The sequence below is a fragment of the uncultured Aggregatibacter sp. genome, assembly GCF_938046485.1.
Taxonomy (GTDB): Bacteria; Pseudomonadota; Gammaproteobacteria; order Enterobacterales; family Pasteurellaceae; genus Aggregatibacter.
In genome coordinates this window covers 1-2053 of record NZ_CALIWN010000062.1, presented here as the reverse complement: position 1 = coordinate 2053, position 2053 = coordinate 1, and the positions used below count along the sequence as shown (strand labels likewise).

The window sequence follows — 2053 nt, the reverse complement described above, 5'->3', positions numbered from 1 at the left end:
TGGCCGGATAACCATTTATTTCCTCATCAAACGGTTGAATTGGCCGTTAAATTAAATCCAAAACGATTTATGCCAATTCACTGGGGCGCTTATCCTTTGGCATTGCACGCATGGAATGAGCCGGTATTACAAAGCATTCCGATGGCGCAGAAGTTGGGGTTAAATCCTTTGACGCCGTTAATTGGGCAAGTTTTTGATGTTGACACGTTAACGTCCAGTTGGTTTCAAGATAACTAGGCGTTTCTGTTAATTGAATTCAGTGTAAAAAAACGGCCATGACATTCATGATGTGATGGCCGTTCAATTTATTTTTTAATACAGCGTTTTACAACATATCAGAAGATTACGCTTTAGGACCTGCAGCAATTAATGCTTTACCTTCAGCATTTGTTGCATATTTTTCGAAGTTCTTCACGAAACGACCGGCAAGGTCTTTCGCTTTCGCTTCCCATTGTGCTTTGTCCGCGTAAGTGTCACGCGGATCTAAGATAGCAGAATCAACGCCCGGTAAAGCGTTAGGAATTGCCAAGTTGAAGATTGGTAGTTCGCTCATTTCAGCTTTTTCGATAGAACCATCTAAGATCGCATCGATAATACCGCGAGTATCTTTAATAGAGATACGTTTACCTGTACCGTTCCAACCGGTGTTCACTAAGTAAGCTTCCGCACCTGCCGCTTGCATACGTTTAACTAATACTTCTGCATATTGAGTTGGGTGTAAAGTTAAGAACGCCGCACCGAAACACGCTGAGAAAGTTGGGGTTGGTTCGGTGATACCACGTTCTGTACCCGCTAATTTCGCAGTAAAGCCGGATAAGAAGTAGTACTTAGTTTGTTCCGGTGTTAATTTAGAAACCGGTGGCAATACGCCGAATGCGTCTGCAGTTAAGAAAATCACTTTCGTTGCGTGGCCTGCACGGGAAACCGGTTTAACGATATTATCGATGTGATAAATCGGATAAGACACACGGGTATTTTCTGTTTTAGAACCGTCATCAAAGTCAACAGAACCATCTGCACGCACAACCACGTTTTCTAATAACGCATCACGACGGATTGCGCGATAAATATCTGGCTCATTTTCTTCAGAGAGGTGAATGGTTTTCGCGTAGCAACCACCTTCAAAGTTGAAGATACCCACATCGTCCCAACCGTGTTCATCGTCACCGATTAATTCACGTTTCGGGTCGGTAGAAAGGGTTGTTTTACCCGTACCGGACAAGCCAAAGAATACTGCAACATCGCCATCTTTACCTACGTTAGCGGAACAGTGCATTGCACCCACACCTTTAAGCGGTAGGAAGTAGTTCATCATGGAGAACATCCCTTTCTTCATTTCACCGCCGTACCAAGTACCGCCGATTAATTGAACTCGTTCAGTCAAGTTAAATGCAACGAAGTTTTCAGAGTTCAAACCTTGTTCTTTCCAGTTCGGGTTGGTGCATTTAGAACCATTCATGACCACGAAACCTGGTTTGAAATCTTTTAATTCAGCTTCTGTCGGACGAATAAACATGTTTTTCACGAAATGGGCTTGCCATGCCACTTCAGTCACGATACGTACCGCAATGCGGTCTTGTTCGCTAGCACCACAGAAACCATCAACCACAAATAGGCGTTTACCGGAAAGTTGTTTAGTCACAATGCCTTTCAAGCTTGCCCACGTTTCTTGGGTCATTGGTTTATTATCGTTTTTCGCTGCATCGGAAGTCCACCAAACGGTGTCTTTTGTGGTGTCATCCAACACAATATATTTATCTTTCGGTGAACGACCGGTAAAGATGCCGGTATCAACAGCCACGGCGCCGGTTGTGGTCAACGTACCTTTTTCAAACCCCTCTAAGCCCGGTTTGGTTTCTTCTTCAAATAATTGTTCATAACTTGGGTTATAAACAACCTCTTTGATATCATGAATACCAAGTGCTTCAAGTTCTTTAATCACTTTACTTAAGTCAGTCATAGATCATCTCGTTGTGTTAAAAGTACTAAAAATAAAGACTGTCTCTATTCTATGAGAATTTCTACCTAAAAACTGTTATCTTGATCAAAGATT

General features: G+C 42.6%; 1 protein-coding gene and 1 pseudogene. One reads left to right on the top strand and one right to left on the bottom strand.

The window, feature by feature from the left end; translation table 11 throughout:
• Positions 1–237: pseudogene (locus Q0203_RS07965) on the top strand (multidrug transporter); the annotation flags it as partial.
• 106 nt (positions 238–343) lie between these two features.
• Here the strand turns inward: Q0203_RS07965 and pckA are convergent.
• Positions 344–1960 (bottom strand): phosphoenolpyruvate carboxykinase (ATP), encoded by a 1617-nt coding sequence (pckA, locus tag Q0203_RS07960; protein WP_297931254.1) that lies wholly within the window; start codon positions 1958–1960, stop codon positions 344–346.
• Between the last annotated feature and the right edge of the window lie 93 nt (positions 1961–2053).